Annotated in this window: 30 protein-coding genes; 5 read left to right on the top strand and 25 right to left on the bottom strand. The window is 35.3% G+C overall.

The features are described from left to right. Window positions 1-168 precede the first annotated feature (168 nt). The 8 genes from EXD82_RS09700 to EXD82_RS09665 form a co-directional block, all read right to left on the bottom strand. Window positions 169-765 carry a precorrin-2 dehydrogenase/sirohydrochlorin ferrochelatase family protein gene (locus EXD82_RS09700; RefSeq protein ID WP_142536719.1) on the bottom strand — a complete coding sequence of 199 codons (597 nt, stop codon included), beginning with the start codon at window positions 763-765 and terminating at the stop codon, window positions 169-171. Between the two features lie 12 nt (window positions 766-777). Continuing rightward, entirely contained in the window at window positions 778-1,527 is a 750-nt protein-coding gene (gene aroD / locus EXD82_RS09695) for a type I 3-dehydroquinate dehydratase (protein WP_174919227.1), read from the bottom strand. A 177-nt stretch (window positions 1,528-1,704) separates the two neighbouring features. Further along, window positions 1,705-3,204 (bottom strand): uroporphyrinogen-III C-methyltransferase, encoded by a 1,500-nt coding sequence (gene cobA / locus EXD82_RS09690; protein WP_142536717.1) that lies wholly within the window; start codon window positions 3,202-3,204, stop codon window positions 1,705-1,707. Continuing rightward, window positions 3,197-4,105: a hydroxymethylbilane synthase gene (gene hemC / locus EXD82_RS09685; protein ID WP_334295911.1), complete on the bottom strand. Its 909-nt coding sequence runs from the start codon at window positions 4,103-4,105 to the stop codon at window positions 3,197-3,199. The genes cobA and hemC overlap by 8 nt, the downstream gene beginning before the upstream one ends. A 19-nt stretch (window positions 4,106-4,124) precedes the next feature. Next, window positions 4,125-4,832, bottom strand: a complete 708-nt coding sequence (locus EXD82_RS09680) for a cobalt-factor II C(20)-methyltransferase (protein WP_142536715.1) — start codon at window positions 4,830-4,832, stop codon at window positions 4,125-4,127. A gap of 61 nt (window positions 4,833-4,893) precedes the next feature. After that, complete coding sequence (locus tag EXD82_RS09675; protein WP_142536714.1) at window positions 4,894-5,670, bottom strand: sirohydrochlorin cobaltochelatase; 777 nt, start codon at window positions 5,668-5,670, stop codon at window positions 4,894-4,896. Window positions 5,671-5,789: 119 nt separating this feature from the next. Beyond that, entirely contained in the window at window positions 5,790-6,050 is a 261-nt protein-coding gene (locus EXD82_RS09670) for a TIGR04076 family protein (protein WP_142536713.1), read from the bottom strand. A 17-nt stretch (window positions 6,051-6,067) separates the two neighbouring features. Further along, window positions 6,068-6,556 (bottom strand): HD domain-containing protein, encoded by a 489-nt coding sequence (locus EXD82_RS09665; RefSeq protein WP_142536712.1) that lies wholly within the window; start codon window positions 6,554-6,556, stop codon window positions 6,068-6,070. 131 nt (window positions 6,557-6,687) lie between these two features. On the opposite strand from EXD82_RS09665, the gene EXD82_RS09660 reads away from it, so the two are divergent. From EXD82_RS09660 to asrC, 5 genes are all read left to right on the top strand, one after another. After that, window positions 6,688-7,356 carry a Crp/Fnr family transcriptional regulator gene (locus EXD82_RS09660; protein WP_142536711.1) on the top strand — a complete coding sequence of 223 codons (669 nt, stop codon included), beginning with the start codon at window positions 6,688-6,690 and terminating at the stop codon, window positions 7,354-7,356. Between the two features lie 111 nt (window positions 7,357-7,467). Further along, complete coding sequence (locus tag EXD82_RS09655; protein ID WP_142536710.1) at window positions 7,468-8,235, top strand: formate/nitrite transporter family protein; 768 nt, start codon at window positions 7,468-7,470, stop codon at window positions 8,233-8,235. Window positions 8,236-8,237: 2 nt separating this feature from the next. After that, window positions 8,238-9,257 (top strand): anaerobic sulfite reductase subunit AsrA, encoded by a 1,020-nt coding sequence (asrA, locus tag EXD82_RS09650; RefSeq protein WP_142536709.1) that lies wholly within the window; start codon window positions 8,238-8,240, stop codon window positions 9,255-9,257. Then, window positions 9,250-10,044: an anaerobic sulfite reductase subunit AsrB gene (gene asrB / locus EXD82_RS09645; RefSeq protein WP_142536708.1), complete on the top strand. Its 795-nt coding sequence runs from the start codon at window positions 9,250-9,252 to the stop codon at window positions 10,042-10,044. The genes asrA and asrB overlap by 8 nt, the downstream gene beginning before the upstream one ends. Before the next feature lie 11 nt (window positions 10,045-10,055). After that, window positions 10,056-11,018, top strand: a complete 963-nt coding sequence (gene asrC, locus EXD82_RS09640) for a sulfite reductase subunit C (protein ID WP_142536707.1) — start codon at window positions 10,056-10,058, stop codon at window positions 11,016-11,018. Between the two features lie 63 nt (window positions 11,019-11,081). On the opposite strand, the gene cobK is transcribed toward asrC, so the two are convergent. The 17 genes from cobK to cobT form a co-directional block, all read right to left on the bottom strand. Further along, on the bottom strand, window positions 11,082-11,849 hold the full coding sequence (gene cobK, locus EXD82_RS09635) for a precorrin-6A reductase (protein ID WP_142536706.1): 768 nt from the start codon (window positions 11,847-11,849) through the stop codon (window positions 11,082-11,084). Beyond that, complete coding sequence (cobJ, locus tag EXD82_RS09630; RefSeq protein ID WP_142536705.1) at window positions 11,846-12,571, bottom strand: precorrin-3B C(17)-methyltransferase; 726 nt, start codon at window positions 12,569-12,571, stop codon at window positions 11,846-11,848. The genes cobK and cobJ overlap by 4 nt, the downstream gene beginning before the upstream one ends. Continuing rightward, entirely contained in the window at window positions 12,572-13,723 is a 1,152-nt protein-coding gene (gene cbiG / locus EXD82_RS09625; RefSeq protein ID WP_142536704.1) for a cobalt-precorrin 5A hydrolase, read from the bottom strand. After that, window positions 13,707-14,459, bottom strand: coding sequence for a cobalt-precorrin-4 methyltransferase (locus tag EXD82_RS09620; RefSeq protein WP_142536703.1), 753 nt, complete (start codon window positions 14,457-14,459; stop codon window positions 13,707-13,709). Before EXD82_RS09620 ends, cbiG begins: the two co-directional genes overlap by 17 nt. A 1-nt stretch (window position 14,460) precedes the next feature. Then, on the bottom strand, window positions 14,461-15,021 hold the full coding sequence (locus tag EXD82_RS09615; protein WP_142536702.1) for a decarboxylating cobalt-precorrin-6B (C(15))-methyltransferase: 561 nt from the start codon (window positions 15,019-15,021) through the stop codon (window positions 14,461-14,463). Continuing rightward, window positions 15,008-15,619: a cobalt-precorrin-7 (C(5))-methyltransferase gene (locus tag EXD82_RS09610; protein ID WP_142536701.1), complete on the bottom strand. Its 612-nt coding sequence runs from the start codon at window positions 15,617-15,619 to the stop codon at window positions 15,008-15,010. The genes EXD82_RS09615 and EXD82_RS09610 overlap by 14 nt, the downstream gene beginning before the upstream one ends. Next, window positions 15,612-16,841 carry a cobalt-precorrin-5B (C(1))-methyltransferase CbiD gene (gene cbiD, locus EXD82_RS09605; protein ID WP_142536700.1) on the bottom strand — a complete coding sequence of 410 codons (1,230 nt, stop codon included), beginning with the start codon at window positions 16,839-16,841 and terminating at the stop codon, window positions 15,612-15,614. The genes EXD82_RS09610 and cbiD overlap by 8 nt, the downstream gene beginning before the upstream one ends. 14 nt (window positions 16,842-16,855) lie before the next feature. Further along, window positions 16,856-17,500 carry a cobalt-precorrin-8 methylmutase gene (locus EXD82_RS09600; protein ID WP_142536722.1) on the bottom strand — a complete coding sequence of 215 codons (645 nt, stop codon included), beginning with the start codon at window positions 17,498-17,500 and terminating at the stop codon, window positions 16,856-16,858. Next, window positions 17,487-18,422: a GHMP family kinase ATP-binding protein gene (locus EXD82_RS09595; protein ID WP_142536699.1), complete on the bottom strand. Its 936-nt coding sequence runs from the start codon at window positions 18,420-18,422 to the stop codon at window positions 17,487-17,489. The genes EXD82_RS09600 and EXD82_RS09595 overlap by 14 nt, the downstream gene beginning before the upstream one ends. Beyond that, window positions 18,423-19,496, bottom strand: coding sequence for a pyridoxal phosphate-dependent aminotransferase (locus EXD82_RS09590; protein WP_142536698.1), 1,074 nt, complete (start codon window positions 19,494-19,496; stop codon window positions 18,423-18,425). It lies immediately after the preceding gene. Window positions 19,497-19,530: 34 nt separating this feature from the next. Continuing rightward, complete coding sequence (locus tag EXD82_RS09585) at window positions 19,531-20,487, bottom strand: cobalamin biosynthesis protein (protein WP_142536697.1); 957 nt, start codon at window positions 20,485-20,487, stop codon at window positions 19,531-19,533. 19 nt (window positions 20,488-20,506) lie between these two features. Beyond that, entirely contained in the window at window positions 20,507-21,898 is a 1,392-nt protein-coding gene (locus EXD82_RS09580) for a cobyrinate a,c-diamide synthase (RefSeq protein ID WP_142536696.1), read from the bottom strand. A 45-nt stretch (window positions 21,899-21,943) separates the two neighbouring features. Then, on the bottom strand, window positions 21,944-23,479 hold the full coding sequence (locus EXD82_RS09575; protein WP_174919226.1) for a cobyric acid synthase: 1,536 nt from the start codon (window positions 23,477-23,479) through the stop codon (window positions 21,944-21,946). 160 nt (window positions 23,480-23,639) lie between these two features. After that, entirely contained in the window at window positions 23,640-24,248 is a 609-nt protein-coding gene (locus tag EXD82_RS09570; RefSeq protein WP_142536695.1) for a histidine phosphatase family protein, read from the bottom strand. A 9-nt stretch (window positions 24,249-24,257) separates the two neighbouring features. Further along, window positions 24,258-25,037, bottom strand: coding sequence for an adenosylcobinamide-GDP ribazoletransferase (gene cobS / locus EXD82_RS09565; protein WP_142536694.1), 780 nt, complete (start codon window positions 25,035-25,037; stop codon window positions 24,258-24,260). Beyond that, window positions 25,030-25,605, bottom strand: a complete 576-nt coding sequence (cobU, locus tag EXD82_RS09560; protein WP_142536693.1) for a bifunctional adenosylcobinamide kinase/adenosylcobinamide-phosphate guanylyltransferase — start codon at window positions 25,603-25,605, stop codon at window positions 25,030-25,032. The genes cobS and cobU overlap by 8 nt, the downstream gene beginning before the upstream one ends. A 29-nt stretch (window positions 25,606-25,634) precedes the next feature. Then, window positions 25,635-26,681 (bottom strand): nicotinate-nucleotide--dimethylbenzimidazole phosphoribosyltransferase, encoded by a 1,047-nt coding sequence (gene cobT, locus EXD82_RS09555; RefSeq protein WP_142536692.1) that lies wholly within the window; start codon window positions 26,679-26,681, stop codon window positions 25,635-25,637. Window positions 26,682-26,763 lie beyond the last annotated feature (82 nt).

The raw sequence follows: 26,763 nt of genomic DNA, 5'->3' as shown, positions 1-26,763 counted from the left end.
ATATCTGGCTTAATTATGGTTTGTAAGAGTCCGAACAAATCGTTCGAACAAATTTATCTGCTGTTCAGTTTTCAAAGTTCATTTTTTATTTTCTTTTGCCCTCTCTCAAGGACAAGTATTACTATACCATCATAAATTATATTCGTCAACACTTTTTATAAAAAATTTTTATTTGTCATTGATTTTTTCTTTTATATATTCTTTTTTTAACTCATCTAAACTTAGTTTTACCAGTCTGTTCAGCTGTTTTTTCCTCTCAGATTTATCCTCGTATTTTTTTATTATTATTTTTCTTAGTTTTCCCAGAATTAAAGTATATTCCTCATACTCTTCACCGTATTTTTCTTCCAGTTCTCTTTTTATTTTTGCTGAAAGAGATGGACTTGTTCCTCCAGTGGATATTCCTATAAGAAGATTTCCCCTTTTTACATATGATGAGACTGTAAAATTCGACTTATCTATATCGTCTACTACATTGGTTATAATATTTCTTTTTCTGCACATATCAGATATTTCCGCATTGAGTTTTCTATTATTTGTCGCTATTATAGCCATATTTATATTGTTCAGGTCACGCTCCTCAAATTCTCTTTTTATAAGTTTCACATTTTCAAGTTCTGAAAATCCGTCTTCAAAAATTGGAGATACAATTGTTACAGACTTTCCAAAGTCGCTAAAATTTTTGCACTTTCTAAGTGCAACCTTCCCTCCGCCGACTACTAATATATTCATATTGTCTAAATTTATATTTATAGGATAAAACATAATAACCCTCCTTTACGGACATACTCTGTGGATATACTCCACCGCTTTTTTCAGTTCTGAAGCTCTTATCTGACCTGGAGCCGATTCTACATCAGTGCATCCAAACGTAACCGCAGAACCGAATACACCACCTGCTACTCTACTTATACTTCCAACATCAGACATAGATACTCCTATTATAAGTATGTTTGATATTTCCTCAGCTTTCCGTATAGATAACATAAGTCTCGCTGTATCTGATTTTATTTTCGGCATGACTGCAACCTTTGCGATATCGGCACCGTATATTTCGGCACATCTAACTTTTTCAAGTATAAAATCTACCTCTGGTGTACAGCTGAAATTGTGGTATGATCCTATAATTCCTACACCATTTTCTTTTATATTTTTTATTAAACTCTCTATATGTTCTCTCTCTATTTCTATATCTATAATATCAACCATCCTAGATTGTGCTACATACATATTTATATCGCAGTATAATTCAGCATTATACTCAAATTTTCCACCCTCTTCAGATGTTCTAAGGGTGAATATAACCGGTTTTTCTCCCGCACTTTTTCTTGTGAATTTCAGAATTTCATCCAAAGTATTTTTATTTTCAATATTCTCAATCCAATCGGCTCTAAGTTCAATTATATCTGCACACTCTATTTCTTTTCCATCCATAAGTTTGACACACGCATCAATATTTTCCGCACATATAGGAACGCATATCTTTGGAATTCCTTCTCCTATACGTACATTCCTTGTTTCGTACATTGTTAGCCCTCTTTTCATTATATAATATTCAGGCAAACAGAAAAAATAATCTGTTTGCCGTTTTTATATCTATTCTCAGTTTTATTTTTATACTATTTTAAATTACCAATTTTAACTAAAAATCCGCTTATAATATCTCGTATTATTATATTTCACTAGCAATTTAAAATAATTCGCCTATAGTGATTTCAGAACTTCTACAACTCCATCTATAGTCGATACTTCTGCCTCTCTGTAAACTTCCAGACCAAACTCTCTTATAGTTTCTGAAGTAACAGGTCCTATTGATACAAGTTTTATTCCATCAAGAATCTCTCTGTATCCATCCCCTGCTATTTCAATTAGATTTTTCACCGTAGATGAGCTAGTAAATGTAATACAATCTACTCCACCTGAAATAACATCCTCAAAGATTTCTCTGCTGCTCTCGTCTATTACAGTCCTATATGTGAAGATTTCATCTACATTACATATTTCAGAAAGCTTTGCAGAAAGAAACTCTCTGGCATTTTCTGCTCTAGGGATAAGTACTCTGTCAGATGGTTTTATGGTTTTCTTCATCTCTTCAAATAGAGACTCTGAAACAAATCTTTCCGGCTCTATATCCGCCTTTATTCCTCTTTTAGAAAGTTCTTCAGAAGTGCCTGAACCTATTGAACATACTTTCAGACCGTATAATGCTCTTGAGTCCCTGTTCATCTCATAAAGTTTTTTGAAGAATATCTCTACACCGTTTCTACTTGTAAATACTATATGTGTATAGCTCTGAATATTTTCTATAGCATTTTCAAGGCGAGTATTTTTTTCTATTTCTTCTATCTTTATTGAAGGAAGTTCAACCGCCTTTCCTCCAAGTCTGTTTATCTTTTCAGAAAGTGAACTGCTCTGTGTTCTCGCTCTTGTAACTACAACTTTTTTGCCGAAAAGCGGTCTTTTTTCAAAGAAATCAAGTTTTTCTCTAAGCCATGCAACTTCTCCGACAACTATAAGAGAAGGAGCTTTTACATTTTTTTCTTTTGCTGTTTCAAATGCATTTTCAAGATCTGTTACAACTGTTCTCTGATTGTATCTAGTCGCCCAGCTTATCAGTGCAACAGGTGTTTTGGGGTCTTTCCCCTCTTTTATAAGAGATTCCGATATATGTTTCAGATTTCCTATCCCCATCAGAAATACAAGTGTTCCGCGACACCCGGCAAGTGCATTCCAGTTTATTTCTCTTTCTTCATCCTCTCTCAGATGACCTGTTATTACATGAAAAGAAGACGCATAATCTCTGTGAGTTATAGGTATTCCTGCATAACATAGCCCTCCTATTGCCGATGTTATCCCGGGAACCACTTCAAATTCTATTCCCTCATCTACAAGAATTTCAGCTTCTTCTCCACCTCTTCCAAACACGTATGGATCTCCACCTTTTAATCTCGTTACTATTTTTCCCTCTGACGCCTTTTCAGCTATTACTCTATTTATCATATCCTGTGGAAGAATATGGTTACTGGATTTTTTCCCGACATATATAAACTCACATCCCTGTTTTGCCTCTTTCAGAAACTCGTCGTTTGCAAGTCTGTCGTATATTATTACGTCGGCCTTTTTTATACACTCAAGACCTTTTACTGTTATAAGACCTGTATCCCCTGGACCAGCCCCTACAAGATATACCTTTCCTTTATTCATTGTTGTGCTCCTTTAAAATCATCTGTGCAAGTTTTTTTCCTGCTTCCTGTGCATTTTCGCATCTATCTTCTATACTCTTTACAGTTATTTTTTCTCCGCTTTCATCGCCGAAAAGTCCTGTCAGATGAATATTTTCTCCATCTATTTTACAATAAGCTCCCATAGGTATATGACAGCTTCCGTCTATTTCAGAAAGATAACTTCTCTCCGCATCTACCTGAATCTGAGTTTTTTCGTCGTATATAGTGTTTATTATATCTTCCATATGATTATCATCTTCTCTTATTTCTATGGCAAGTGCTCCCTGTGCAGGTGCAGGAACTATAATATCCTCAGAAAGATACTCTGTTATATAATCCTCCATACCAACTCTTATAATTCCAGATGCTGCAAGAACTATACCGTCCAGATTTTCAGTTTCTATTTTTGATATTCTCGTATCTATATTTCCTCTTATAGGTACAATATTCAAATCAGGTCTGACTTTTAGAAGCTGATATTTTCTTCTCTTGCTTCCAGTTCCTATAACCGCTCCTTCAGGAAGATCTGAAAGCCCATTAAGTCCCTCTCTCAGAACAAGTACATCCCTTGGATCCTCTCTTTTGGGAACTTTTGTGAATTTAAGTCCGGGAACTGGTTTTGCTGGCATATCCTTCATACTGTGGACAGCCATATCTATTTCACCGTCGATAAGCCGCATTTCTATTTCCTTTACAAAAAGTCCCTTGTCACCTATTTTATCAAGAGATACATTTATAATTTTATCCCCTGTAGTCTTTATTATAACTGTCTCAAACTCTATATCGGGATTTACTTTTTCAAGTTCGGATACAACCCAGCCTGTCTGTACAAGCGCCAGTTTACTACCTCTCGTTCCAACTCTTATCTTCAAACTATACACCCCTTTCCTATATGAATAATTATTTTTTCGCGTCTTTATTTATAAGTATTGTAGAGAAATATGATATATTCTCCTCTATGCCGTCTCTTCTAAGGTCTCTGTATACCTGTTCTCCCTCCTGAGAAGAATTGCATACAAGTATTGCATGGTCTATAAGTCCTGTCTTTTCAAGTTTTTCAAGAACAGTCTTTATATTTTTATATACCTTCATAAGAACTATACATCTGTAGTTTTCAAGTATAAAATCAAGTTTTTCCTCTTCAATCGTACATGGAGTAACAACCAGAGGTTCTCTATCCATTACAAGAGGGAAATTCTGATTTGAAGCTATATTTGAAAAAGACGATATCCCCGGTATTGTCTCAACTTCAACACACTCCTCAAGTCTTTCCATTATGTACACATATGTGCTGTATATCATAGGATCTCCAAGAGTTACGAAGCCTATATTCTTTCCGTTGTCTTTTATCTCGTGTGTTATTTCAGCTGCGATTTCCTCCCATGCCTTTATTTTTTCCTCACCTATAAAATTCATAGGGAAATGTCTCTGTCTTATCTCCACACTCTCCGGAACAAATTCGTCTACTATTGAAAGCGCAAGACTCTTTCCGTTTTTCTTTGACTCCGGAGTGTATAGTATATCTATTTTTTTAAGTGTTTCAACTGCCTTCAGTGTAAGAAGAGAGCTGTCTCCTGGCCCTGTTCCTATACCATAAAATTTTGCCATATCTTCCTCCTGTATTTCACAACAAAGCCGTGATTATTCTCACGGCCAAACTGTCCTTATATTACTGTAATGTATCTGCCTCTACTGCATTTTTTACAAATATATCCTGTATCTTCGGATTTTCTCCAAGTCCATTAAGATATATTTCTGTTTCTATTCCTTCCTCATTCAGTATGCTTTTCCATGAGTCCTCTTCATCCCCTGCCATATCATTCTGTGCATGGTCTCCTGCAACAAGCATAAATGGAACAAGATTTACTTTTTTCACATTTCTTTCTTTAAGTCTTTTTACAACCTGATCTATTTCAGGGTATCCCTCAACAGTACCTACATATGCATCTACTCCCGCATCTCTCAAATAATATTCAAGAGCCGGGTATGCACTGTGGCTTTCGTGCTCGGTTCCATGCCCCATAAGTACAACTGTATTTTCTCCATCAAAGCCTGCACCGCTTTTTATAGCTTCGACAGTGTTTTTATAGTCTTCTATACCATATAGAAGAGGATTTCCAAATGTTATTTTTTCAAATCTGTCTGTATAAGATGAAATCTGATCTTTAAGCTTGTTGTATTCTATTCCACAGATTATATGAAGAGTCTGTACAGCAACTTCTGTATATCCCATTTCGTATAGTCTATCCATAGCCTGTATTGGGTTGTCTATTTCTATTCCATCTCTTTTTTTAAGCTTGTTTATTATCATATTTGAAGTATACGCTCTGAAAAAATCGTATCCTTCAAATGCTTTTTCTATCTTTTTCTCAACTGCATTTATCGTCTTTTCTCTTGTATCGTGATAGCTCGTACCAAAACTTACTACAAGAACAGCTTTTTTCATATTATTAACCTCCATTGATTTTAACTTATCCAATGTATAATTCTACATTTTACTTTATATATTATACTACAATATTTAATCTCTTATTATCTAATTTATTTATATATTAAACTTTAGTATTATTTGCTTATTTTTTCTATTTTGAATATATTTATAACATCAGCATCTGGGCAACATATACAAATAGAATCTTCTTTTCCAGGTAATTTACCTCCATATCTGAGAATATCTACATATGGAAAAGCTACATGCATCGCCATAGGACATAATTTTCCTCTATCTGTATCGAAATCGAATGTATCACCTATTTTATGACCTCTATGGCAGTTATGTTCTCCTTTTTTATCTACTAAAGTTATTCTTATTTTTGGTTTACTCATGTTAAACTCTCCTCTCTCTACAGGTTTTTTGCTACAAGTCGTACTATATTTTTACCTTCTTCAGTTTTAAATATATCTATTATATTTTTATCTATCGCTCCAGATTCATATGCATTTATTATAAGGTCTGCCTCTATAAGAATCTGCAGTAGTTTTTTATCTATGTTATCATATTCATGATGCTTTAGAACAAGTTCTATTACTTCATCTATACATTTTGGTTCATATCCTGCATCCAACATAAAATCTTTTACAAGTTCTGGAGCATGTTTCCTCTGGTTTTCCTGACATGCATCTCCATTTAAATTTTCTTTGCAATATTTTATCGCTATATCATGAAGTATTGCCGCCGCTCCAAGTATATCTCTTTCATAGTCTGATATTTTTTCTTTCTCACCTAAAAGAATAGATAACGCATAAACTTTTAACACATGTTGTGTCCTTCTTGGATGACCATCCTCATACTTAAGTACACTTGAAATAAGATTCATTTCACTTTTTTTCATGAAATCATACCCCTTCCGATATTTTAATATATAAATTATACACTCTCTAATATTTTATATCAGTTGCAATTGCAACATATTTATTAAGATTATATAATATCTTTATATATTTATTAGTGGGGTGGGTTAATATGCTAAATCATTTTGAAGAGATATCCTCTTTTCCTTTATTTAATGGTATTAGTAGCAATGATCTTGAGATGATGTTTAAATGCTTTGGTATATATAAAAGAAAATATTTAAAAGATGAAATAATTTTTCTTGAATGCCAAGACATAAAATTTATTGGTGTAATTATACACGGCAAGGTTCATATGATTAAAGAAGACCTTGACGGAAATAATTCTATTCTTGTTTATATGAGTAATGGAGATATTATTGGTGAATCTTTTGCCTGTGGTATAGATACTATTTCAAAAGTAAGCTTTATCGCAAATAAAGATACAGAAATACTCTTTATACCTTTTCACAAGATAGTAAACATGTGTAAAATGACATGTTCTTTTCATCATAAGCTTATAGAAAATATGCTTAAAGTTATAAGTACAAAAAATATAATGCTTATAAATAAAATAGAGATTGTTTCAAAGAAAAAACTGCGCGATAAAATAATGTCTTATCTACAACTTCAAAAATCTCTTTCAAATGATGAATACTTTAAAATTCCACTTGGAAGAACTGAGCTTGCTGATTATTTATGTTCCGATAGAAGCGCTCTTACTAGAGAGCTTTATAATATGAAAAGAGAAGGTTTGATAGAGTTTGAAAAAAATATTTTTAAAATAAATATTGATTTTTAAAATACTGAATGTTGCATATGCAACATTCAGTATTTTTTTTATTTGATATTATTTGAACAAAGGATCCTTATAAAAAGTACTTAAAATATCTATAAGCAAGAGGTTATTTATATGTTTGAAAAAGAATATAATTCTATAGCTGAAACAGCTGCTAAAAAAATTTCATTTCTTAAGAGGAATAAAATAGGGTATTTTACCTCATCCATGTTAGCCGGTATATATATTGGAATTGGTATTTTACTTATTTTCTCAATAGGAGGACAACTTGGAACACATCCAATGACAAAGTTCTTTATGGGTATTTCATTCGGAATTGCTCTTAGCCTTGTTGTAATTGCAGGAGCAGATCTTTTCACAGGTAATAACCTTATTATGTCTGTTGGAATAATAAAAAAAACAGTTTCCCTTAATGATTCCATTATCCTATGGTTAATATGTTTCCTTGGAAATTGGTTTGGCTCTATAATTTTAGCTATACTGTTTCATTTTTCAGGGCTTGATACAATGGAGTTTGCTGAGTTTGTAAATAAGACTGCTGTCATAAAAACAACTTTAAGTCCTTTAGCTCTATTTACAAGAGCTATTCTATGTAATCTACTCGTATGCCTTGCTGTTTGGTGTTCGTATAAATGTACTAGTGAATCAGGAAAACTAATTATGATCTTTTGGTGTCTTTTTGCTTTTATTACAACTGGATTTGAACATAGTGTAGCAAATATGACTCTTCTGAGTTGTGCCCTAATTAATAATATCAATGGGGATCTTAGTATTTTAGGATATTTATATAACATAATAACCGTAGCTCTTGGTAATATTACAGGCGCTATAATTCTTCTGGCATTACCTTATGCAATTATATCTAAAGAAAAAGAGGTGTAAAAATGGGTTATAAACTAAATTCAAATGAAATCAATAAATTTTTTGAAAGTATTTCTGATAAATATGATATATATGCTCCAAAATGCTTTGAGCATGGAGGAAGATTTTCAGATACAGACTGTATACGATATGGAAAAGTCAAAACCATAGATGAAATTGTATTTGATAGAAAATCTGATTTTTCATTTAAAGAAATTCTTTTACCAGTCTCTCAGACATTATTCTTTTTTAGTGAAGAATTTACCAAAGAATCTGATACAAGAACTAAGGGAGCCGTTATCTTCTTAAGAAGCTGTGATCTTCATGCTCTTAAAAGATTAGATGATATGTATCTTAATAATGGTCCAAAAGACTATTACTATAGTAGACTCAGAGAAAATATAAAATTTGTGCTTATTGGCTGTCATAAATCATTTGATAATTGCTTCTGCGTAAGTATGAATACTAATACATCTGATAATTACGATCTAAGTATAGATACCGATTTTAATGGAAATTATTATCTTGACTGTAAAGACAAGTACTTTGAATCACTTTTAATGAAAATAAATCATTTTTCTCAAGATGTATCTCCATCATTTGTATATGAAAATTCTATAAATGTATCTATTCCTGAAAAATTATCTTCAAAAGTGACAAACTCCTCTATGTGGAATGAATACGACTCAAGATGTATCAACTGTGGAAGATGTAATTTTGTGTGTCCAACTTGTACCTGCTTTACGATGCAAGATATATTTTACAGCGAAAATGGAAAATCTGGAGAAAGACGTAGAATATGGGCATCTTGTATGGTAGATGGTTTTACTGATGTAGCTGGAGGAGGAAATTACAGAAAGAAAAACGGAGAACGTATGAGATTTAAAGTCCTTCACAAAGTTTTAGATTATCGCGAAAGAAATGGATACAATATGTGTGTAGGATGTGGTCGATGTGATGATATATGCCCTGAATACATATCTTTTTCAAATTGTATAAATAAACTTGAGAAAGCTTTAGAGGAGGTTGAAAATAATGATTAAAAATGACTATATACCTTTTTATTCTGAAATTCTGGATGTCATAAAACATACTCCTATAGAATATACATTCAGAATGTCTTATTCCGGAGATGTAAAACCAGGTCAGTTTTTTGAAGTTTCTATACCAAAATATGGAGAAGCTCCTATTTCTGTAAGTGGTATTGGAGATGGATTTATTGACCTTACAATTCGTAGGGTTGGAAAAGTTACAAATGAAATATTTGAAAATTATATAGGGGATTCTCTTCCTCTTAGAGGACCTTATGGAAATGGATTTGATATAGATTGCTACAAAAATAAAGACATTATAGTAATAGCTGGCGGAACAGGTCTTTCACCTGTACGAGGTGTTGTAGACTATTTTTCTAAAAATACAAATTTAAGAGGCAACATGACTCTTATTTGTGGTTTTAAAACTCCTGATGACATACTTTTTAAATCTGATATAGAAGACTGGTCAAATTCTATGAATCTTATTCTTACTGTAGATAATTCAAACGGAAACTCTAATTATAGAGAAGGTTTAGTAACAAAATATATACCGAATATTAATTGGGGAGATAAATCTAATACAGTTGCAATCATTGTTGGACCTCCCGCAATGATGAAATTCTCTGTTTTAGGTCTTTTAAATGAAGGCCTTTCTGAAAAAAATATATGGATTTCTCAGGAAAGAAAAATGTGCTGTGGACTTGGAAAATGTGGTCATTGCAAAGTTGGAAATAAATACATTTGCCTAGATGGTCCTGTTTTTAATTATGTGGATGGAAAATCACTTATAGATTAGGAGGTTGTTTTATGGATATTAATACTAAATCTTTAAAGAAAAATGCTTTTCGAGTAACAAAGGAACGTGGATTTACTGCCTCAAGAATTCGTGTTCCTGGTGGACATTTAGATGCAAAGTATCTTTCTAAAATACAAGAACTAGCAGAAAAATACGGAAACGGAACTGTTCATATAACAAGTAGACAGGGATTTGAAATTCCCGGTATTCCTTTTGAGAAAATTCCCGCTGTAAATAAATCAATTCAGGAGCTTATCGATGGAATGGATATCAATCAGGATAAACCTGGAACTGGATATCCTGCTGCAGGAACAAGAAATATAACATCTTGTATTGGAAATCGAGTATGTCCTTTTGCCTGTTATGATACAACATCATTTGCTCAAAGAATAGAAAAAGCAGTTTTCCCAAATGATCTTCATTTTAAAATTGCATTGACAGGATGTCCAAATGATTGTGCAAAGGTAAGAATGCATGATTTCGGAATAATGGGAATGACTATACCAAAGTTGGATTCTGATAGATGTGTTAGTTGTGGTGCATGTGTAAAAGCATGCAAAAAAAAATCTGTAGAAGCTCTTAAACCCGTAAATTACAGACCTCAGAGGGATGAAAAACGTTGCATCGGATGTGGAGAATGTGTAATAAACTGTCCTAATGCCGCGTGGACAAGAAGCCATAAAAAATTTTATAGACTTACAATATTTGGAAGAACCGGAAAGAAAAATCCTCGTATGGGAGTCGACTTTATAAAATGGATTGATGAGGATAGCATAATAAAAATAATACTTAATACATATGATTATGTAAAAGAATACATTGATCCCGAGGCTCCCGGCGGAAAAGAACATATCGGATATATTGTAGACCGTACAGGTTTTGAAGAATTTAAAAAATGGGCCTTGAAAGACGTTATTCTTCCAGAAGAAGCTGAAATATGTTCTCCTATCTATTGGAATGGCATAAAATATTAGACTATACAAAAAAAGTAAATGGGCTGTAGTATCAACTAAATTGTTAGTACTACAGTCCCATTTTTAATGTTTCACGCATAATATGTCAATTATTTTAAATATATCATGAACTAAATTTATATAATCTATCTTCTTTCTTTTGATTATAACAACAGGTATCCCCAGTTCTTCACAGGCGTCTATCTTTTCCATAAATCCGCCCTCTATTCCGCTTTCCTTTGTGATTAGAACTCCTATATTGTACTTTCTGAATGTCTCTACATTCATTTCTTTTGTAAAAGGTCCTTTCATAGCGATTATATTATCGGCACTAAATCCAAGTCCCTCACACTCAAGAATAACATCGGACACCGGAAGAACTCTGGCAAATAGTCTCTTTTCCCGAAGTTTTTCAGTATACAGAGCTAAATTCTTGCTTCCTGTCCCTATAAACACATCGTTCAAATCTCTTTTTATAATTTCATCGCAGGCCGATTCAATATCGTCTACAATTATACATCCGTCGTAACTCAGATTTTCAAGAAGAGACTTTCTCTCATATCTTATGTATCCTATATTTTTTCTATTTGAACTTTTTATTGCATTCATCGAAACATCTACCGCATACGGATGTGTAGCATCTATTATAAAATCTATATGATTCTCATCTATAAAACTGCACATCCGATCTTCATCCATTCTTCCCATATGTACGTTTGAAGCAGTGTTTTCTGCTATACTCTTCCCGTACTCGGTAGCGACGGAAATTATATAATCATCGGACATGCCATTTTCATTAAGTTTTTTGCATATTTCTATGCTGTCAGATGTACCTCCGAATATCAGAATCATAGTCTGTACCCTCTAGGAGTTATCATTCTATCGCCGTCTATATATGTTTCCTTGTTTCCTATAATAACCATTGTAGTCATATCTACTATCTCAAAATTCATCGTATCAAATGTCATGATATGTTTTTCTTCCCCATCTCTTCCGACATTTTTTACTATTCCAACAGGAGTATCTCCTCCTTTGAATTCTCTCATTATATCAAATGCCTTTGAAAGATGCTCACTTCTTCCCTTGCTTCTCGGATTATACAGACATATCACAAAATCCGCATCAGCTGCAAGTCTAAGTCTTTTTTCTATTACCTCCCAGGGAGTAAGAAGGTCGCTCAGACTTATATGACAGAAATCGTGCATTATAGGAGCTCCAAGTACTGCAGCTGCACCTATACTCGCTGTAACACCTGGAACGACTTTTATTTCAGGTCTTTTCTCCTCTTTTGATGCAAGTTCAAGCACAAGACCTGCCATTCCATATATTCCGGAATCCCCGCTGCTTACAACTGCGACAGTTTTTCCAGTGGCTTCTATCTCTATTGCAGCCTTACATCTGTCAATTTCATTTCTCATACCATTTTGAAGAACTTCTTTTCCCTCTATCAGATCTTCTATAAGAGAAATATAAGTCTTGTATCCAACTATTACATCGGATTTTTTTATAGCCTCTATAGCCTCTTCAGTCATCATTTCTCTGCATCCAGGCCCTATTCCTATTACATATATCATCTATTTCATCTCCCTTCTCTTTCGTCCTATCGTTATTGTAATTCCATCATGTCTAAAAGTATCAGTTATTATATTTCCATCGCTCATTATATAGGCTGATGGCGCCGATACAGATTTTACACCTGTGGTCTTTTTTACAAAGTCAGATCCCTCAAACATGTCGTCGTATTTTGAAAGTTCTTCTACACTGAAAAACTTTCTTTCCATACAAAATCTATCTGAAATATCTTTTATACATTTTTCATTTCTTTTAAGCTCTATACTTCCAATTTTGCAGATTGATGCCGGATGAATATTGTTTTTTATGCAGAATTTCACAAACACTTCTCTGAATTTTTCAGAATCTGTGTCCTTTCTGCATCCGACTCCCGCTACATTTTTTCTCGGTATCAATTTGACTATATGTGTATTTCCATCACTCGATATTTTGTATTTTCCATCAAGACGACACTCTTCACATACAATCCTGTCTGTTATATGAAGTACAGCATCGAATCCGTATATTTCGTCGGGATTTTTTATTATCTCAAATCCCTCTGTATTTATATCATTTATGTAGTCTCTATATTCATCGTCTATATAAAGTCCGGTTCTCTTTCCGTTTACTATCGATGCATTTATAGTCTTCACATTTTCTCTTATATTTTCTACATACGCACCTATTTCAGAAGCTATCATATCCGCAGATGATTTACCTGAAGAATCGGTAGCCGTAGTTATTACAGGATTTGCTCCTGTTATCTCTGATATATACAGTGCAAGTTCATTTGCACCGCCTATGTGTCCACTCAGAAGACTTATTATATTTTTTACGTTTTCGTCCATCACAAGCACAGCCGGATCTTCAAGTTTGCTCTTTATAAAAGGAGCTATACATCTCACCGCAATTCCACACGCAGATATAAAAACTATGCAGTCGTACTCCAAAAACAGCTTTCCACAGAGTTCTTTTATGCCTCTGTTCTGAAAATATATATCCGTGTTTGAAGTTTTTGACGATATATCTTCAGCAAGTTTTCTTCCTTTTTCTGTAATACAGATAATCGCAGTTTTTATATCGGTCTTTTTGCAGACTATATCTGTTTTTTTTATCGGATTTTCAAATCCAATATAATTTCTCATATCGTCTGGTAATCTAACCTCTATACTCATGGACAAAATCCTTATCGTAAAGTTTTGAGTTGTAGTATTCCTCTCCCAGGAATTTCCCGACCATAATAAGTGCAGTTTTCTTTATTCCATTTTCTCTTACTTTTTTAGATATATCAGAAAGAGTTCCTTTCAGTACCTTTTCATCAGGCCATGTAGCCTTGTATATTACCGCTGCCGGAGTATCTGTTGGATATCCTCCCTCTACAAGTCTTTCAACGACTTTTTCTATTTCCTGAACAGACAGGAATATAACCATAGACGTCTGATGTGCCGCAAAACTCTCTATACTCTCTCTAGATGGTACAGGAGTTCTTCCCTCCATTCTGGTTATTATGACACTCTGAGACACTTCGGGAACTGTATATTCAACTCCCATTGCAGAAGATGCTCCCAGAAAAGAACTTACACCCGGTGTACAGTCAAATTCTATATTGCATTTGTTAAGCTCCTCCACCTGTTCTCTTATAGATCCGTATATCGAAAAATCTCCGGTCTGAAGTCTTACAACTTCCTTGCCCGCTTTTACCCCTTCTTCCATTACAGATATTATTTCTTCCAAATCCATAACCGCACTGTTGTATATTTCGCAGTCCTCTTTGCAGTATTCAAGAAGCTCCGGATTTACAAGAGATCCGGCATATATCACTATATCAGCCTCTGAAAGAAGTCTATATCCTCTAAGCGTTATAAGTTCCTTGTCACCGGGACCTGCCCCGACAAAATGTACCTTTGACATGTTAATCACCTTTCTTTCTGCACGTTATTACAAATACAGGATTCTGTGGTTTGAAGTACTCACCTGTTCCTATTTTTTCAAGGTTTGATACGGATATCTGTCTCACCTGAATATCTTCAAACCCCGACTTTCTGAATATCTCAAGAGCTCTGTAGAATGTATCCAGCACTATAAAGTTTGCACATACTCTTCCATTCTCATTTAATATGTCGTGTGTCCACTCTATTATCTCTTCAAGTCTGTTTCCTGTACCTCCGATGAACACAGCGTCGTATTTTTCGTCTGTTTCATACGGTGCGTATCCTTTTATTATTTCGAGATTCTCTGTTTTGAATTTTTCAGAGTTTTTTTCTATAAGTTCAATAGCCGCGTCATTTCTCTCGACAGCTGTTACCGAAAGTTTGGGATATCTGTATGCAGCTTCAACAGATACACTTCCCGTACCTGCCCCTATATCCATAAATTTTTCAGCATTTTCAAGCTCAAGAGAAGAAATAGATACAGCCCTTACTTCTTCTTTTGTAATAGGGACTTTTCCCGTTATAAAATCACTGTTTCTCATCAAAAATCACCACTATATTCATATCGTATTCTCTCCTTTTTGAGATTTCCTCAGGAGATGCAACTGTTATTTTCTCATTGTCATATGAAAGATTTTCGCCGACTGCCATTACCTTTTTCAGTCCTCTTTTTATTATCTCTTCTGCAATCTGTGCGGGCCCGTTTTTTCTGTCCGTAACCATACATACCTTTGAATGAGATAGTAGATAATCGTAATCGGGAACTCTTCCATGGCTGCTTGTCAGATATACATCGTTCATATCCATTTTTATTCTGGAGAACATATACTGCATCGAGCTTATCCCTGGAACTATATTTATATTTTCACTGTCCGAGTTTTTCACAAGATATTTTGCTATACCGTAGATTGAAGGATCCCCTGATGCGATTACACTTATCTCAAGGTCTCTGTTTTTTTCCACGAAATCTGTTATCATCGATAAATCCGCGGTTATAGATATCTTTTCTCCTTTAAACTCGGGAAATAACTCGAGATTTCTCTTTCCACCTATCAGTACATCGGAGTTTTCTATAAGTTTTTTTCCTATCTCTGTTATATAATCCGGATTTCCCGGACCTGTTCCAATTATATTAAGCATCGGCAATCTCCTTTAACATATCCTCGGCATTCGAACTCTTTCCGAGAATATTTTTCTCCATATCAAATACAAATACACCTATGTTTATTTCTCCATCTGTGTACTGCATCGCTCTTTTTCTGCATTTTTCAGCTATATTATCAAATACTCTATCGTATCCGTATTCCTTTATTATCGCTACCGCCTCTTCAGCAGTCAGACACGAATCTACTTTTTTCAGAATCTCTATATCCGCACCCTCAAGTGCAAGATTCGATACAAGAATTTCTGACCTTGCATCTGCATTTCTGCTGTGTGTATTGAATATACCCGCAGAAAGCTTTACAAATTTTCCTATATGTCCGGCAAGAAGAATATTTTTAAATCCCATTCTCTTTGCCTCCATAAGCATATATCCTATAAAATTGCTGGTTCTGACAACACACGAAAGCTCTTTTCCAGTATTTTCCCTGATAAACGCCTCTCCGTGATTTCCCGGAACCATTATTATGCTATCCATACCGAGTTCTCTTTTCATATTAAGCTCAAGCGACAGAGATTTTTTCCACCCTTCATCGCTCATGGGCTCTACAATACCAGTCGTACCGATTATAGAAATCCCACCCTCTATTCCAAGTCTCGGATTGAATGTCTTCTCTGCAATTTTCTTTCCCTCGGGAGCCGACAGTGTTATTTTTATAAATCTTTCATTTGCCGAAAGAATAGACGATACCTCTTTTGATATCATCTTCTGCGGAACCGGATTTATCGCAGGATATCCAGGTTCATGGCTCAGACCTTTTCTGGTTATAATTCCTATTCCCTCTCCGGAAAAAACAGCAAATCCTTCTCCTTCAAAGGAAAAAGTCTCTTTATATGTAATTCTATTGTTATTTTCATCGATAATTCTATCTTTATCAGCAGTTTTACTTTTTTCAACGATTTTTCCAGGACTTTCTTTTTCGACAAATTCAGCATCGGCGTATATTTTCATTCCATTTGTCGCATCTATATCGTCTCCACCGTCTTTTATTACAGAACACGATACCCTGTTTTCAGATATCGATATATCGTGTATATCTATACTAAGCGGTATTCCCTTTGGTGTATCTATATTTATACTGTCCGTTTTTTTCTGTGATAAAAGCATATAAACAGCTGCCTTTGATGCAGCTGTCGCACACGATCCCGTCGTATATCCTCTTCTGTATTTTTTCCCGTATACATATACAAAATCTTCCATTTTGTTCACCGCGGTTATCTTTCTGAATCTATGCTGTAAAGAACAGCATTTACTATTGCAGCCGCCAGATTACTTCCACCTTTTCTTCCCTCTGAAAGTATATATGGAATCTCTGTTTCAGAAAGTCTTTCCTTTGATTCAGCTGCACCGACAAATCCTACAGGAACTCCTACAACTGCATCTGCAGAAAGTTTTCCTTCCTCTATCATCTCTATCACTCTGAAAAGAGCTGTCGGAGCATTTCCAAGTACAAATATTTTTCTTCCATCGTCTTCTGCCGCTATTTCTATGGCTGCCATAGATCTCGTCATTTTCTTTTCCTTTGCAAGTGCGGCTGTTTTTTCATCAGCAACAAGGCATTTATATCCGCAGCCAAGTTTTTCAAGCTTTCTCTTATTTATTCCGCTTAGAGCCATAGTTGTATCTGTATAGACAGTGGCTCCATTTTCAAGTGCATCCTTTATTTTTTCGGCAGCACCCTCAGATATTTTGAGAATATCCAGATAGTCAAAATCGGCTGTAGTATGTATAGCCCTTTTTATTATCCTCTCTTCTATATCGCTTCTAAATGTATATTCAGGACGTATATCGTCTATTATGCCCTGTATTATCTCAAAACTTCTCTCTTCTATTTTCATAGGATTTTTAATATATTCCACCATCTTCACCTCTTATCCCGCCATGTATCATATCAAGCGTATATATATTGCTGTATACCCTGTCCAGGCCTTTTTCTCTCAGCTTTTCTTTTATATCGTCACAGTTTCTATCGCTGTCGACAAGTATCGCAGCTATAGTTCCACTGTGTGCAATATTTACACCATAACATCCCATCTCATCAGAAACGGATATTATCTCCTTCAGATGTTCTTTTCTGCATATATTCTCATTGGCAAGACTGCTCGCTGTACACGCTCTTCCTATCATCTTTTTGTCATTTTCCGTAAATCCCTTTTTAAGAAGTCTGAACGCATTTTCTATAATCTCTCTGTTTTTCATCTTTGCCTCTCTGTAACTTCTGTTTTTTCTCAGATCTACAGTATTCAGATATCTGTCAGGCTCAAGTACAAGAACCTTCATTCCATCTATTGTTCCTATAGACTCCTTCACCTGACCCTTTACAGGATTGAATATTACATTTTCCTGCATAAAAATTGAATCCGTAGGCTCTATTGAAGCGGCCATTACAGCAATTTCCTCAGGAGTCATTTTCTTACCTATAAGGTCCAGTGCAGCACCTATTGCAGCACCTATATCCGCAGTAGAACTACCCATTCCCTTGCTTACGGGAACTTCGCTTATTATCTTTACCGATATGTTTGAAAGCTCCTCCTGTGGTATATCGAATTTCTCAAATACCTTTCTTATAGCAAGTCTTGATTTTTTTACATTTCTTATATATATTTTTTTCTCATTTCCTCTTACTCTCCGTATAAGATCCTCTTCCTCGGCATTTTTTCTCTCCTCAAGAAAAACCTCAGAAAACAGATTTACAGCATACGAGCAGAGGTACTCTTCATTGCCTATCATTCCCTGCACAAACTCTCCGCATGATGCCGGGCATTTTGCATAACCTCTCATCTATAATAAACCCATTACAGAACTTATCGCATTTATAAGAACAATATTCTCCTCATGCTTCTTAACTGCAACCCTTATAAAACTGTCGTCAAGTCCTATAAAGTTTGATGCATCTCTGATAAGTATATCTGCCCTTTCAAATAGTATTTTTCTTATTTCCGATGCCTTTATTCCGTCAAGTCTAATCAGGATAAAATTTGTGTCTGTTTCATAGACATTTATTCCCTTTATCTTTTTCAGTTCAGATGTCATAAATTCTATTTCTTTTTCAAAATATTTTCTGCTTCTTTCCATATATTCGGATTCCTTGAATATATATTCAGATGCAGCATCTGCAAATGAATTAAGACTCCACGGTTCCTTGTATCTATATATTCCATCTATAATTTCCTTGTTTGAGGTAAGTGCATAGCCAAGTCTTATCCCTGGCATACCGAAAAATTTTGTTGCAGCCCTTATTATGAAAAGATTTCTGTTTGTTTCTAACTCGGAAACAAGACTTCTTTCCCTGTACATCGGTGAAAACTCTATGAATGTTTCATCGACTATCAGGAGTTTTCCATGTTTTTTCATAATATCCATAAGCTCGTATATATCCCTCAGTTTTCCGTCTGGGTTGTTTGGATTGCATATAAAAAGACTGTCAAACTCGTCGATTCTACTCTCTATTTCATCAATATCGAGTCTGAATCCATTTTTGCTGTCCATCACAAAATCCACTACCTCAAGCCCAGAGAGAGTGGCACTTCTTCTGTATTCCGAAAAAGTTGGATTGATTATCGCTATTTTCTTTCCTATATTTTTCATAAGAAGATATATAAGCTCTGTGGCTCCGTTTCCTGGTATTACATACTCCATATCTATATCGAGATATTCCGATATATTTTTTCTCACTCTTCTATATTCTATATCCGGATATCTGCTGAGAGCATCCGCACCGGATTTTATGATACTGTCGATACATCCCGGCATCTCGGGATTTATATTTGAACTGAAGTCAATTACCTTTGTATTCTTTTTCCCGTACTGTTCAACCATAGATTCCACATCTGCTCCATGTCCAAGCTTTTCCAAAGAATAGTCCTCCTCTCTTTTTCATAATATTATATTATAACACAGCACATATGCATATATAAACAATAGTGAATATCACTAATGAAACAGCTGAAGACATATACATCAGTCTGTTCATTCTTACGATATCCATATTCTCAAGTTCTCTTTTCCTTTCTCCTATAGTCGGCTTGTAGACAGCTTTTCCAAAGTATATATTCGTTCCTCCAAGCTGAACACCAAGTGCACCTGCTGCTGCACCTTCCGGATACGCACAGTTTGGACTTTTGTGGTTTTTTCTGTCTCTGATAGCTGTTTTTATGCACGATACAGCATCAAATCTGCATACAAATGCCGCTATAGTCATCACAATCGCTGAAATTCTCGCCGGTATGAAATTTGCTATGTCGTCTATTTTTGCTGAGAAAAATCCCAGATTCATGTATTTATCATTTTTGTATCCCACCATGGAATCCAGTGTATTTATTGCCTTGTACGCCATAGCTCCCGGTGCTCCAAACAGAAATCCGTAAAACATTGGTGCAATTATTCCATCCACCGTATTTTCCGCCACAGTCTCGACTGTAGCCCTTATTATTTCCTTTTTATCAAGCTGTGATGTATCCCTTCCAACTATATACGAAAGCTGCTTTCTTGATTTTTCTATATCTCCTGTCTCAAGAACTCTGTAAATCTTCTTTGCTTCATCCCGAAGACATTTTGTTGAAAGAGTTGTATATATTATAAACGCACTCACAATAGAGTACAGGTAGTTATTGAAACTGAATATTTTACAGACTGCAAATGTAACCATAAATGTAACAGAAACAGTCACAGCCCACAGAAAAAATCCCCACATTTTCAGAGATTCCTCTGATTTTGCTCTTTTTCTGATGAATTTTTCAGTTGAGGATATAAGCTTTCCTATAAATCTCACAGGATGTGGAAAAGAATACGGATCCCCCACTATAATATCAGCTATATATCCTATAAACATAATCGCTATCTTCATATCAAATCTCCGTAATAATTTATCTGGAATTTTTTACCTCGACAGCTTTCTCTATCAGATTTTTTATGCAGTCTAGGTTGTTGTAAAAATGCGTGTGAAGGTACGTTGCAAGTGTATTTCCTTTGCTGTATCCGCCTTCCCATTCATCTACAACTTCATTATCCCTTATTTTTTTCATTATATAGACACATTTTTCATCTCCACAAAATATAGAATGATGAAATTCGTGACCTTTTATTGTATCTCCTTTATTTGAAAGAAGAGTATCTTCCTTTGCCTCTCCAATACAGTACCCGAATCTCTTGAGCCTGCTTGTCATCTCACTTCTGCCATCCAGTATACCGACCATATCTCTTGTGTTGCCTTCAGAATCTGTGATGGTCTTTCCAAGATACATAAGTCCCCCGCACTCTGCATATATAGGAGTTCCGTTTATATGAGCATCATATATCGACTTTCTCATACCCGAATTTTTTTCAAGCTCTTCTGAGAATATCTCAGGAAATCCGCCACCGATATATATAAAATCAGCATCGGGAACACATTTGTCCTCAAGTGGACTGAAATATTCTATCTCTATTCCCAGCTTTTCAAATATTTCAAGATTTTCTCTGTAGTAGAAATTACATGCTCTATCCATCGCAACCGCGACTTTTAGTCCCTTTGATTTTTCATACAACCCTCTTTTTTCAAGTTCATTGTCTATATCAAATTCACTTTCTATATCATCTGCAGACGAAATCTCTATAAGCCTATCAATATCTATGTATTTCTCTATTTCTTCTCCAAGTTTTGCAAATTTCTCACTCAGATTATCCATCTCCGCCATTGGAACAAGTCCGAGATGTCTCGACTCAAGAGAAAAATCACTGTTCGGTGGAAAATATCCTATGACCTCCACGTCACAGTATTTCTCTACGGATTTTTTTATTATACTGTAGTGACTTTCAGTTCTTACATTGTTTGCAATCACTGCCTTTATATCAACATTTCTATCGATATCCATATATCCTTTTACCATAGCTGCAGCAGATGCAGCCATCGCCTTTCCGTTTATGACAAGCACCACAGGTGTTTTTATCATTTTTGAAACAGATGAACTGCTGCAGTTGTCTATATCTGTTCCAAATCCATCGTAAAGTCCCATTACTCCCTCTACAACAGATATATCGGCATCATCAGATACCGATTTTACTATGTATTTTATCCTCTCCTCATCCAGCATATACGGATCAAGATTTCTCGAGTATCTCCCCGTTATAAATGTATGGTATGAAGGATCTATATAATCCGGACCTACTTTGTACGGTTGAACCTTCAGACCTCTGTTTGAAAGAGCCCGCATTATTCCAAGCGATATTGTGGTTTTTCCCACACCGCTCGATGTTCCGGCAATCATTATTCTGTTCATATTATTTTCCTTCCATAAGCTGATACTATAATTATATTTATGGGATTACAGACCCATTATTTCGTATATTTTTCCGATATCCATATTCTCTCTCAGCATATCGGCAAGTCTATCATATTCTCTTTCCTTGAACTGTCTGAAAGACTTCACTTCACTTTCTATAGGCTCAAGTCCTTTTCTCATTCTTATCCCATTGAGAAGAGCCCTTGTAAATTCAACCTCATCAAAAATTCCATGTATATATGTCCCTGCAATATTTCCCGTTGAATTTACATATCCCATAGAAACTTTTCTATCTCTCTCACCGTCTGATGATTCTTTTCCTGACGACTCCTGAAACATTGGAATTTCCGAATCACTGCATGGATATGTTCTTCCCATATGTATCTCATATCCCTTTACTTTTTTACCGGATAAGGATTCAAAATATCCACTTAGACAGTCCGATATATTCCGCTCGGTCTGAACTGTTCTTTTTTCCGAATCAAACTCTGTCACTGTATCTAAAAGTCCAAGCCCATCGACCTCATCCAATTCACTTTCGACATGCTTTTTGTCTATAAGTTTTCTTCCGAGCATCTGATATCCACCGCATATACCGATTACAAGTTTTCCGGATTCTGCACATCTTTTTATATCTTCATCAAATCCATTTTCTCTTATATATTTCAGATCAGATACTGTGCTCTTACTTCCAGGGATAATAAGTATGTCCGGATTCCCTATATTTTCTCCATAGTCAATATATTTCAGGCTGACATCAGGCTGAGTTTCAAAAATATCAAAATCTGTGAAGTTCGACATATGAGGCGTTCTTATTACTTCTATATTTATATCTCTCTTTTCAGATGTTCTTTTAAATCTTGTCGTAACACTGTCCTCATCTTCTATTTTTATATCTGAGTATGGAATCACTCCAAGCACAGGTATTTTTATTATATCCTCAAGCATTCTGACTCCGCTTTCAAAATACTCTTTTTTCCCTCTGAACTTGTTTATTATTACACCCTTTACTCTCGCTCTTTCGTGTTCTTCAAGAAGCATCAGAGTTCCCACTATCGACGCAAAAACTCCGCCTCTGTCTATATCAGAAACAAGTATAACTGGTGAATCTGCAATATCTGCCATACCCATGTTTGATATATCTTTTTCCTTCAGATTTATTTCCGCACAGCTTCCTGCACCTTCCATTACTATGATATCATAGCTCTTCTCGAGTCCCTCAAAAGTATTTCTTAATACATCTATAAGTGTATCCTTATAAGTGTGGTACTCCGAAGAGTGCATCTGAGCTATTACTTTTCCGTTCACTATCACCTGGCTGGTGTGGTTTCCGCATGGTTTCAGAAGAATAGGATTCATTCTCGCCTCCGGTTTTATACCTGCCGCCTCTGCCTGAAACACCTGTGCACGACCCATTTCAAGTCCCTCATCAGTTATATAGGAATTCAGAGCCATATTCTGCGGCTTAAAGGGAGCTGTTCTATACCCGTCCTGATAAAATATCCTGCATAGACCAGCAGCTATTATACTTTTTCCTACATTTGATGCCGTCCCCTGAAGCATTATTTTTTTCGCCAAATCATCACCTCCTGCAATTCTATCTATTAAACGTTCCTTTATATTGTATAACATTTTTTGCTTTTATATCTGAATTTTAGTTAAGTTTTTATTTTTTGTATACAGTTGAGAACAATATAGATAATGCCCGATACCTTTTTAAGATACCGGGCATATATTTTTATTTTACATTCAGACAGGAAAGAACTGAAAATCCATCGTAATATTCTATCATCGATACAGAACCATTATCTATTCTATATTTCCAATGTGTACTATAATCTCTGTCCATAAGATATGAAATTATACATCTTATTGCTCCTCCATGGGATACAATAAAAACTGTCTCATCACTTTTTTCCGATATAATGGATTTTATAAAATCAGATATCCTATTGTACGTATCTTCTACACTCTCTCCTTTTGGAAATCTGTAGTCTATTCCCTCAGAAACAAGTTTTGAATATTCCTCGGGAAATTCCTTTTCTATATCAGAAAAACTCATCCCTTCAAATTCTCCAAAGTCTGTTTCCATAAGTTCATCTACAGATTTTATTTGAGATTCACATACATCAAATACTTCTGATGCCGTATATAATGTACGTTTTGATGGTGAAGAATAAACTTTTATGTCTGATGATTCTTTTCCTATACTGTATACTGTTAGAATATCTTTTATTCTATCTATCTGTTTCCATGAATTATCCTCTACAGGGGATTCTGTACGTCCACACAGAACCCCATTTTTATTTGCTTCTGTCGACACATGCCTTATAAGTACTAATCTCATATATACCTCCTACAGAAACATCTCTATAATACATACGGAAAGTATAAACACAAGTTCCGCCATTTCTATTCCACACCCAAGAATATCCCCTGTTATACCGTCTATTTTTGAATACACCCATTTTTTAAATATATTCACAAAAACAGCTGTTATTACAGTTCCGGCTATGAAATATACATACATATATACAGAAACATCAACTGCAAGAAGAAATAATATTACCGCTCCGGAAATCAGTGTATATATAACCCCTGAAACAATCATTCCTGCTGTACATTTTCCTATAAATGCATTTCCCATTCCATTTTCTCTAGGGCTCTCTGTTCTGTAGGTAAGAATAAGAACCGTAAACCTTGATACAATAGGCATAACAACAACAAATGCATCCAATCCCAACTGAATCATAATCTTTATAATACCTACTTTAAAAAGAACAAGAAAAAGAACTGCAAGCATGGCATTTGTACCAAGCCTTGAATCTTTCATTATTTCAAACATTCTATCCTTCGTTCTATAACTGAAAAGTGCATCAGCTGTATCTCCAAGCCCATCCAGATGCAGTCCTCCAGTCAATGCAGTTTCTGTCATAACAGCAACAAGGGCCGCAATAAATGCGTCCCCACTGAAAATATTATATGAAACTGCCATAGCTATATATACGATTATTCCTATCACTGTTCCGACAGCAGGGAAAAAATACATCCCTTTGTGAAACTCCTCATCAAATCCACATTCCGTCTTCACAGGTATTCTTGTCAGAAACTGAAGCATAGCCATAAATCTATTCATAAACAGCTACTCCTTTTCCCTTTATTTTCACTGGTATACCGCTTATTGTCAGATATACCTCGTCGCTTTTACTCGCTATGATCTGATTTATCTTTCCTGATATGTTTGAATATATCCTGCTCAGTCTGTTCGCAGGTATAACTCCCATACCGGTTTCGTTTGTAACAAATACAAAGTATAAATTCGTTTTTTCTATATCGGCAAGAAGTTTTGTAAACTGGTCTGTTATAAAATTTTCCATTTCATCAAGTTCCTTACCTTTAAGTTCATCCGGATTTTCACAGAAATCAAACATCAGATTGTTTACCATAAGTGTAACACAGTCGAGCATCACAGTTTCGCAATCCTCCGAAATACTGTTTATATCTATATCTCTGTAGCACTCGTATGTCACCCATCTGTCTGATCTTCTTTTTCTATGTTTTTCTATCTTATCTTTCATATCATCATCAAATGGAATTGATGTAGCTATATATCCTGTATTATTATTTCTTTTTGTACATAGATTTTCTGCAAAAACACTTTTCCCGGACTTTGCCCCACCGGTAACCAAAACAATCTCTGCCATTATATAATTCCTTTCAATATGTATACCTTTTATATATGCATTCCAACTTCATCAAATGTAGCCATATTATTATATGCATATATTGCCGCATCTATTATGTTGAATGCAAGTGCTGCTCCACTACCTTCTCCAAGTCTCATATCCATCTCAAGCATCGGTCTAAGTCCAAGCATCTCAAGAGCCACCTGACTTCCGGGTTCTGCTGAATTATGAGACGGTATCAGATAATCTTTTATACCTGGATTTATCTTGTATGCTATAAGTGCAGCTGCATATGATATAAATCCGTCTATAACTACTGGAATTCTGTTTGCAGCACATCCCAGTATAACTCCTGACATTGCGCCAATCTCAAAACCTCCGACCTTTTCAAGAACCTCTATTCCATCTGTAGGGTTCGGGTCGTTTATTTCTATCGCCTTTCCTATTACTCTTGCCTTATGCGATATCTTCTTTTCTGAAAGACCTGCTCCGGCTCCGGTAATCTCTTCCGGCGTCTGACCTGTTATTACAGATATAATTGCTGTACTTGCTGTCGTATTTGAAATACCCATCTCTCCTATTCCTATTATTCCATAGTCGTTTACGATGAATTCCTCGGCAACCTCTATTCCTATTTCAATAGATTTTACAGCTTCTTCTCTCGTCATTGCAGGTCCTTTGAGCATATTCGATGTACCTTTTCTTATTTTTCTATCGATTACACCTTCAAGCTTTTCATCACAGTTTATACCTACATCCACAGCAACTACAGATGCACCTGCAAATCTGCTTAAAACTCCGACACCACATTTTCCATTTACAAAATTAGGAAACTGAAGCTTTGTTATTTCCTGAGGATTTGGTGCAACTCCCTCGTCATATACACCATGGTCTGCAGCAAATGCGATTATGGCCTTTTTGGAGATATCGAACTTTTCAGTTTCGTATACTCCTGCAAGCTGAATACATATTTCTTCAAGTCTTCCAAGACTTCCCTTTGGATGTATCAGACTATCCCACTTTTTCTGGGCTGCATCCATACTCTTTTGATTAAGAGGATATATGTTTCTTGAAATACTGCTCAAAAGATTCATATCCGCACCTCCTTTTAAATTTGTATTTATATTAATGCACAGGCATTATATACCCCTGAACCTCCCTCGACTAAAGTCGCGG

The organism is Peptacetobacter hominis (assembly GCF_006861675.1).
Lineage (GTDB): Bacteria > Bacillota > Clostridia > Peptostreptococcales > Peptostreptococcaceae > Peptacetobacter > Peptacetobacter hominis.
This window is presented reverse-complemented; position numbering and strand designations above follow the sequence as displayed.